The organism is Peptoniphilus timonensis JC401 (genome assembly GCF_000312025.1).
Lineage (GTDB): Bacteria > Bacillota > Clostridia > Tissierellales > Peptoniphilaceae > Peptoniphilus_A > Peptoniphilus_A timonensis.
The window spans coordinates 202,861-211,725 of the sequence record NZ_HE978595.1; the positions used below are offsets into that span (position 1 = coordinate 202,861).

The following is an 8,865-nucleotide window of genomic DNA, read 5'->3' on the forward strand; positions in this document are numbered from 1 at the left end:
AATGAAAAAAGGCGCTGTTTATCTACAGCGTCTTTTTTAGCCCACACCAAAATCTGTTATTTCAAATAAAATATCAACACGAGGGTCATCTTCCAGATACCTATATTTTTCTACGAACCACTTCACAAGTTCTTCGTCTCTTTTTATTTCAGTGGAGTTATTCATAAAAATATTTACAGTAGCGTGAGAGAAATTTTTTATAATTTCCATGTCCCTATCTATCATTTCTCTTGTCTGACCTTTTATGCCCACCATGACGCAGGGGGAATCAAAATATTTTTTCACTTCTCTATAATCTTTAAAATCTGCACCTTTTTTTAGGACATTTTCTCTAAAGTCATTGTCAAAAGTTTCTATGCCAGTTTTAAAAGTAATGGGAATTTTAAAAAAGTCTCTCATTTCATCGAGTCTATTTCTATAAATCCAGTGGGCTTCAAAAAATAATCTCTTAATATTTTTTTCTTCTACAATTCTCTTTATTTCTCTAAGAGTATTTTCTGTCAAATCAAAAACTGATGCAGAATCAATTACTTCTAAGACGCCAAATTCCCCAGTGACATTTTTTAAAACTTCAAAATTTATCTCGTCAATTTTTTTATTATCGACTTCGTTATCCTCTATATAATCACAAAAAGTACACTTGCCCCACTTGCAAGGTCTTGCCTTTAGAAGGACAATTTCCCTTTTTGTCTTGTTAGTAATTTTTGAATATCTATTGATAAAATCATCTCCTTTAAGAAATTTCATCTTCTAAAATATTTTAACACAAATATTTTAGAAAAATTTTTAAAAGATTAAAAGTTGACATCTCAACAAGTATTATTTATACTAAAGTTTACATTAAAATATAGTGGGGTGTTTATGCTAGAAAGATTTAATTACTTTTCCAGTGAAGTATTTGCTATTGTAAAAAACTGGCAAAAGATAGCTAGCCAAGTCATGAAAGATTTTGGTTTGACCTCAAGTCAGCTCATATATATGCTTGCTCTTTATGAACACGACAAGCTTAATTCAACAGAACTTGTGAAAATAAGTGGCAAGGACAAGTCTGATGTGTCTAGAAATCTTAATCAAATGATAAAATCTGGCATCGTAGAAAAAAAAGTCAAACAACAAAAATAACTACGGAGGCAGTTTTTATCTGACAGACAAAGGCAGGCTTATAGGTTCCAAGATTAGTGAAAAGACAATGGAATATATGGAGCTTGCGAATAAAAATATTTCAAGGGAAAAAAAGGAAATCTTCTACGAAGTCCTAGATGCCCTATCAGAAAATATTGAAAAATTGACAGAAGATTGTAATTGAGAATAATTAATTTGAATATTTTTTCAAATTTTTGTATAGATTTTAAATTGAGAGGAAATATATGGCAGTAAAAATAATTGTGGGATCAACTTGTGATATTGAGGAAAATATTGAGAAGGACTTAATTGTAGTTCCCCTTCATGTAACTTTTGGTGAAGAAGATTTTTTAGATTCAGTTGATATTACAAAAGACGAATTTTATGAAAGACTTGAAAAGAAAGAAGAGTTTCCCAAGACAAGTCAACCAACACCGGTGGCATTTATGGATGTTTATAAAAAAGTTGTGGATGCTGGCGATGAAGCAGTTGTAATTGTCTTGTCGTCAAAATTATCTGGCACTTATCAAAGTGCCTTTTTGGCAAGAGATGGCTTTGAAGATAAAATTTTTATAGTCGACAGTTTAAATGTTTCTAACGCCGAAGGAGTCCTAGTTGATTATGCATTAAGTCTTGTAAAGGAAGGAAAATCAGCAAGAGAAATTGCAGAAATTTTAGATGAAGCAAAGAAGAAACTTAGACTAATAGTTTTAGTTGACACGTTAGAATATCTTGAAAGGGGCGGAAGAATTTCAAAGACTTCTGCCTTAATTGGAAATCTCTTTTCTGTAAAAGTTCTTCTAACTATGAAAGACGGAGTTATCACATCTGTTGGAAAGGCAAAGGGCACAAAAAATGCCAACAACCTTTTTATAAGTGAAATTGAAAGAACTGGATCCATTGATTTTACAAAACCTCTAAAGCTAGGTTACACTGGACGTGATGTCAAAAAAATTGACAAATATATAAGAGATACCAAAAAACTTTGGGAAGGTAAAATTCCAAGTCCAGAATTTATACAAATTGGCAGTGTCGTTGGAACTCACACAGGTCCAGGAGCACTTTTCCTATCCTATTTTTGTAAATAATTTAATATAAGTTCTTAGGTTCCTAAAATTTAGGGACCTTTTTATTTATAAATGCCATGAAGCTCTAGATTTCTTTATCAAATTTGAATTCTATGGTAAAATAAGTGAGATAGGAGTTGATTTATTGGAAAAAGAAACTGATTTTAAGGGACTCCTTAGACTTTTTACTAGGTCTATAATTATTTCAATGATTGGAATGATTTTTCCCTTTCTCTATATTTTATTTCCTTCTATGTATGTGGCTGAATCTGTAAAAGAAGGAATAATAAAAGTGATGGCAACTCTACTTGCAGTTGTTTTATTAATCAGCGCTCTCTTGGGTCCCATTGAGGCCATAATTATATTTACAATTTTTGGACCCTTTATACTGATTTTTCACTATATGATTACTACAAAAAGGTCTGTCTCTATGACTATCCTAGCGACGTCCTTAATATTTTTTACATCAATAATGGTTTTATTCTTTGCCTTTGGGATTAATAGTGAAGTCCTAAATTCAAAGGAAACTATTAACGCTATTACAAATTTTTACAAGAATTTGGGATCTGATACTGGTATAAATGCTGGTGCTTTGGCAACTTTTGCTGATAACATAGAAATTTATTACAAGAAGTTTTTACAAATTTTGCCATCAGTTTTGATAATTATCTCTCTTGTCACATCCTATGTCACTTACACATGGGCTGGAAGAAATTTACTTTCAAGAGGAATTCTTATAATACAACCTTCCTCTCTTGAATTTTTAAAATTTCCAAGAGAAATTATCTTTTTATCACTTGCAAGTCTTGCCTTGTTTTCACTAACTGGCGATTACTTTGGACCATCAGGATCTGTATTTATAATTAATCTTATGAATCTAGTGTTTTTTATGCTCTATGTTTCTGGTCTTGCCATTGTAAAATATTACATGACAAGAATGGGACTAAAGAGTTTTTTACAATGGTTATTAATAGGACTAACTTTTACAATTTCATCACTACAAATTTTTGTAATAATCCTTGGTGGCATTGATCAAATTATTAACTTTAGGAAAATTAAATAAGTGAGAATACTATGAAAAATAATTATAAAATCAATGATTTTCTTCCATATTTTGTCTTTGGAATAATCCTTGTAATTATACTTTTAGCTTTAAAACCTATAATTGGGCTTTTTGCTATACTTGGTCTTGCCTACGTTAGCTTCATGGCATATTCCAAAATCAATCACAAAAACGAAGAAAATCTTAAAAATATTGAAAATTTAAATGAGAGATTTGACTCCCTGACAAAACAAGCAATCTTTGACATGCCCTTTCCCCTTGTAGTAACAGATGAAAAGGCAAAAATACTTTGGTATAACACTCCTTTCATTAATTTATTTAATGAAGAAACTGTTTTAGATGGCGACCTTGAAAATTTAGTTGACGATATAGATATATCAAATATCCTAAAGAGTGAAGGCAAGAGAACTATTCCTGTTGAAATAAACAAGAAGTTTTACAATGTATTTACAAATGTTGTGGAAAACAAATCTGAAAAAAGAGATGGGAAATCTGTCTTGCTTTATTTGGTGGACAACACTGCCTACCAAAATTTAAAAAATACTTATATTGATGAATTTGCCATTGTGGCTAAGGTAGAAGTTGATAACTTTAGTGAAGCTATAAGTTCTGCTCCATCAGAAATAAGACCTCTTCTCGTTGCAGAAATTGACTCAACTATCTCTTCCTATTTTGAAGAATACGACGCTCTTGTGAAAAAGTCCGACGAAGATCTTTATCTTGTTGTCATGAATTACAAGTCTCTAAGGGCAATAAAAGAAAAGAAATTTGATATACTTGACGATTTAAGGGAATTAAACAATGGAAATTCTATTCCCATTACCTTATCAATTGGTGTTTCATCTCAAGGACTTAATTTCAAAGATGCCTACATCGAATCAGATTCATCACTTGACCTTGCCTTAGGTCGTGGCGGCGATCAAGCTGTTGTAAAAGTTGAAGACAACTACGAATTTTTCGGTGGAAAATCAAAAGCTGTTGAAAAAAGAAATAAGGTAAAAGCAAGAGTTATTGGCGAAGCTCTAAAACAATTAATAGACAGATCAGAAAATGTCTACATCATGGGACACAAAAATCCAGATATGGATGCCATTGGAGCGGCTATTGGTTGTCTAAGAGCAACTTTAAATAGAAACAAGGAAGGCTTTATTGTCTTAGAAAAATCAAACCCTTCAATTGATAATTTAATTGATAGGATGAAAGATGAAGAGCCAGAAATTTATGAAAAAGTAATTTCCAGGGAAACTGCAATAAATAGGATAAAACACTCTTCTCTTCTTGTACTTGTGGATAATCACAAACCATCTTTTACTGAATGTCCGGAACTTTTGGAAAAGACAAGTCAAATTGTAGTTATTGACCACCACAGAAGAGGAAAGGAATTTGTTGACAATCCAGTCTTATCCTATGTAGAACCTTACGCTTCTTCCACTTGTGAACTTATAACAGAAATGTTGACTTATATGTCTGATGACTTAAATCTAACTCACTTTGAGGCAGATGCCCTCATGAGTGGTGTTGTTGTAGATACTAAAAACTTCTCTTTCCAAACTGGTGTTAGAACTTTTGAAGCTGCATCAGTCTTAAAAAGAGCTGGTGCAAATATGATAAAAGTAAAAGCTCTTTTCCAAGATGACCTTGACACTATGGTTTACAGGGCAGAAGTAATTCACAACACAAAAATGATTCACGACAATATTGCTGTTTCAAGATTTGAAAAAGAAGCTAACAATTCAGTTCTCGTTGCTGCCCAAGCAGCCGATGCCCTACTTGATATAAATGGAATCGACGCATCCTTTGTTCTTACAATAAATGATGGCAAGACCCACATATCAGGAAGATCTCGTGGAGAAGTTGTTTCAGTTCAACTTATCTTAGAAAAAATTGGTGGAGGCGGTCATTTAAATATGGCAGGCGCCCAACTTGAAACAACTGATTTAGATGAAGCTGAAAAGATTTTGACAGAAGCTATAGACGAATATTTAATTGAAAATAAAAGTGAGGAATAACATGAAAGTAATTTTAATCAAAGACGACAAAAATTTGGGCAAAAAAGGAAGCATAGTTAATGCAAAAACAGGCTATGCTAGAAACTTCTTAATTCCAAGAGGAGTTGCCATTGAAGCTACTCCAGAAAACATGGAAACTTGGGAAAAAAATAGAATTGAAGAAGAAAAATTAGAAAAAGAAAATCGTGCTAAGGCAAATGAAATTAAGAAAAAACTTAGCGAAATAACTTTAACTATAAAAGCTAAAGCTGGAGAAGGTGGAAGACTTTTTGGTGCCATCACTTCTGCTGACATTGCAAAAAAATTAAAACAAGAACACAAGATTGATGTTGACAAGAAAAAAATCGAGCTAAGCGAAAATATCAAAGAAGCTGGCATGAAAAACATTGACATCAAACTTTATCCAGACGTAGTTGCAACTCTAAAGGTTAATGTTAGACCGGAATCTTGATTGATATGGACGCTAATGGAGAATTAAATTTAAATTCTGTTTCAAATATAAAAATGCCTCCCCACAATTTAGAGGCAGAGGAGTCAGCTCTTGGATCTATGATGCTTTCAAAGGAAGCTATCACAACTTCTATTGAACTTTTAAAAATAGAAGACTTTTACCAAGAAGCTCACAGAAAAATTTATAATGCCATTTTAAATATCTACAACAGAAATGAAGCAGCCGATGTAATAACTATTGCTGAGGAATTGAAAAAAACAGACTCTCTCGATGAAGTCGGTGGCATAAGCTATCTAGCAGACTTGTCCTCAAATGTAACTGCAGTTTCAAATATTAAATACTACTGCAACATTATAAAAGAAAAGGGGATTTTAAGAGAGTTAATTGATTCATCTGACAAGGTCATTTCAGCTGCCTACTCTCCTGATGCTCAGGCAGATCTCATAATCGAACTTGCAGAAAAATCTGTATTTGATATAACACAAGATTCGACAAAAAATGGACTTATAAATATAAAAAGTATTGCCCTAGACTCCTTTTCTGAAATGGAAAAAAAGGCACAAAACCCTAACGCCTTAACAGGACTTACAACTGGTTTTGTTGACTTAGATAGAAAAATTTCTGGACTTCAAAAGTCTGATCTCATTTTGTTAGCAGCAAGACCTTCCATGGGTAAAACTGCTCTCATGGTAAATATTGCAACTAATGCTGCCCTAAGAGGTGGAGCATCTGTCGCTGTATTTTCTCTAGAAATGAGTAAAAACCAACTCTTCCAAAGAATCATCTCTTCCACTTCTCATGTGGATTTGCAAAAGGTTATAAGTGGTAACTTAAACGAAGAAGAGTGGACAAAAATTATAAACACAATGCCAATTGTATCAAATTTAAAAATAGAAATCGATGATACTGCAGGCATATCTCCTCTAGAATTAAAGGCAAAGTGTAGGAGAATGAAAGTAGAAAAGGGGCTTGATTTAATTGTAATTGACTATTTGCAACTTATGCAAATGTCATCAAGATCAGAATCAAGACAACAAGAAATTTCTGCCATATCAAGAAATTTAAAGGCAATAGCCAAGGAATTGGAAGTCCCTGTCATTGCCCTATCTCAACTTTCTCGTGCACCAGAACTTAGAACTGATCACAGACCAATCTTATCAGACCTTCGTGAATCAGGTGCCATTGAGCAAGATGCAGACATTGTAATGTTTTTATACAGAGATGAATATTACACAAAGGAAGAATCTGAAAAACCAAATGTTGGCGAAGTTATTATTGCCAAGCACAGAAATGGTCCTACGGGAACTGTTGAATTGATGTTTAAAAAAGAATTTACAAAATTTTTAAATTTACAAAGAAATGAATAACATTTTAAGGCTCTTGTCATCTGCGAGAGTCTTTTATTTTTGTAGCCACAAATGTTATAATAGGCTTTGACAAAATAATGGAGGTAAATATGATAATAGACCTATTAAAAGTAATCTTCCTTGGAATAATCGAAGGACTTACAGAATTTTTGCCTGTATCATCAACAGGCCATTTAATAATCGCAGATAGTTTTATAAACCTTGAACCCAAGGCTTTTTCCAATGCCTTTAGTGTAATAATTCAGCTTGGAGCTATTTTAGCCGTAGTTTATTTATACTTCTATGACATAAATCCCATTGCAAGAGGAAAACTTGCTCCTGTAATTGGAGAAGAAAAGTATAATGAACTAAGTTTTAAAGAAAAATTTAAGTACAGAGATCTTGAAACTATGAGGTTAATAGCAAAAATAATTGTGGGATTTTTACCTGCAGCCTTCTTTGGATTTTTGCTAGACGACTTCATAGATAGCCATCTTTTTAACCCAATTACCGTTGCCATTGCCCTAATTTTTTACGGTGTAATAATTATTATTATGGAAAAAAATAACAAGGACAAGGCTTTTAAGTATGAAAGTCTAAATGATATTGGACTTAAAACAGCACTCCTGATTGGATTTTTCCAATGTCTTGCTATGGTTCCAGGAACATCTCGTTCAGCAGCAACCATTATTGGTGCCATGCTACTTGGCTGTTCTAGAACAAGTGCTGCAAAATTTTCCTTTTACCTTGCTGTCCCAACTATGCTCGGTGCAACTGCCCTTAAAATTTTAAAAATTGGATTTTCCTTTACAGGATGGCAATGGTTTTTGATCCTAGTTGGTGGAGTAATTTCCTATATCGTTGCACTTATTGTAATTAAAAAATTCCTGGGCTATGTTCGTGAACACGACTTCATTCCCTTTGGCTATTACAGAATTGTGCTTGGCATAGTAGTTTTATGTCTTGCCTTTTTCAACATAATTTGAGGTGACTATGAAAGATTTTAACGTTGGAATAATTCAGCTGCCTGCAAAAGGCGACAAAAAAGAAAATTTAAAAACTATGGAAGAATATGTATCTCGCGCACGAGAAAAGGCTGCCGATTTAGTTTGTCTTCCAGAAATGTGGAATTGTCCCTATCAAAATTCTTATTTCACAAAATTTGCAGAAGAAGACTTTGGCGAAACTTATGAAAAAATGAGTAAAGTCGCAAAAGAAAATGAAATATACCTAGTTGGTGGATCTATACCAATTAAATCAGGAGATAAAATATACAACAGGTCCTATGTATTCGACAAATCTGGCAGAGAAATCTACAGATATTCAAAAATAAATCTCTTCGACATTGAAGGCTACAAGGAATCTGACACAATTTCTGGTGGAAAGTCCCTTGGAGTTTTTGAAACAGAATATGGAAAATTTGGACTTGCCATTTGTTTTGACTTGAGGTTCCCTGAACTCTTTCAAACTTTCAGAGACTATGGAGCTGAAGTAATTTTTGCACCTTCCACTTTTATGAAAAAGACTGGAGAAGCTCACTTCCATCTATTAAATAGAGCTCGTGCAGTGGACACACAGTGCTATCTTGTGTCTCCTACCATAGCAAGAGATGATGAGCTTTCCAAAAATGCCTATGCCCACTCCCTAATAGTTGACCCAAGTGGAAAAATTGAAGTTGACCTTGGAGAAGAAAATAATCTCACTGTTCTAAAATTAGAAAATGAAAAAGTAAAAAGAGAAAGAGAAAAACTTCCCCTTGAAGTTTCAAGAAAAAATAGAAAGTTATAATTACAAATAAAATTTTATA

General features: G+C 33.1%; 9 protein-coding genes. 8 read left to right on the forward strand and 1 reads right to left on the reverse strand.

The window, feature by feature from the left end; genetic code table 11:
* Positions 1–36 precede the first annotated feature (36 nt).
* Entirely contained in the window at positions 37–747 is a 711-nt protein-coding gene (locus HGPT_RS06245) for a hypothetical protein (protein ID WP_019138983.1), read from the reverse strand.
* A gap of 114 nt (positions 748–861) precedes the next feature.
* On the opposite strand from HGPT_RS06245, the gene HGPT_RS10075 reads away from it, so the two are divergent.
* The 8 genes from HGPT_RS10075 to HGPT_RS06285 all read left to right on the forward strand — a co-directional run bounded on the left by HGPT_RS10075 (position 862) and on the right by HGPT_RS06285 (position 8,846).
* A complete protein-coding gene (locus HGPT_RS10075) occupies positions 862–1,122 on the forward strand; it encodes a MarR family winged helix-turn-helix transcriptional regulator (protein ID WP_019138984.1) in 261 nt (86 codons plus the stop codon).
* A 245-nt stretch (positions 1,123–1,367) separates the two neighbouring features.
* Entirely contained in the window at positions 1,368–2,210 is an 843-nt protein-coding gene (locus tag HGPT_RS06255; RefSeq protein WP_019138986.1) for a DegV family protein, read from the forward strand.
* A gap of 124 nt (positions 2,211–2,334) precedes the next feature.
* Entirely contained in the window at positions 2,335–3,252 is a 918-nt protein-coding gene (locus HGPT_RS06260) for a DUF2232 domain-containing protein (RefSeq protein ID WP_019138987.1), read from the forward strand.
* An 11-nt stretch (positions 3,253–3,263) separates the two neighbouring features.
* Positions 3,264–5,261 carry a DHH family phosphoesterase gene (locus HGPT_RS06265; protein ID WP_019138988.1) on the forward strand — a complete coding sequence of 666 codons (1,998 nt, stop codon included), beginning with the start codon at positions 3,264–3,266 and terminating at the stop codon, positions 5,259–5,261.
* Position 5,262: 1 nt separating this feature from the next.
* Positions 5,263–5,712 carry a 50S ribosomal protein L9 gene (gene rplI, locus HGPT_RS06270; RefSeq protein WP_019138989.1) on the forward strand — a complete coding sequence of 150 codons (450 nt, stop codon included), beginning with the start codon at positions 5,263–5,265 and terminating at the stop codon, positions 5,710–5,712.
* 5 nt (positions 5,713–5,717) lie between these two features.
* Positions 5,718–7,079: a replicative DNA helicase gene (dnaB, locus tag HGPT_RS06275; RefSeq protein ID WP_040542774.1), complete on the forward strand. Its 1,362-nt coding sequence runs from the start codon at positions 5,718–5,720 to the stop codon at positions 7,077–7,079.
* An 89-nt stretch (positions 7,080–7,168) separates the two neighbouring features.
* Positions 7,169–8,044 carry an undecaprenyl-diphosphate phosphatase gene (locus HGPT_RS06280; protein ID WP_019138991.1) on the forward strand — a complete coding sequence of 292 codons (876 nt, stop codon included), beginning with the start codon at positions 7,169–7,171 and terminating at the stop codon, positions 8,042–8,044.
* A 7-nt stretch (positions 8,045–8,051) separates the two neighbouring features.
* Entirely contained in the window at positions 8,052–8,846 is a 795-nt protein-coding gene (locus HGPT_RS06285; protein WP_019138992.1) for a carbon-nitrogen hydrolase family protein, read from the forward strand.
* The last annotated feature ends 19 nt before the right edge of the window (positions 8,847–8,865 follow it).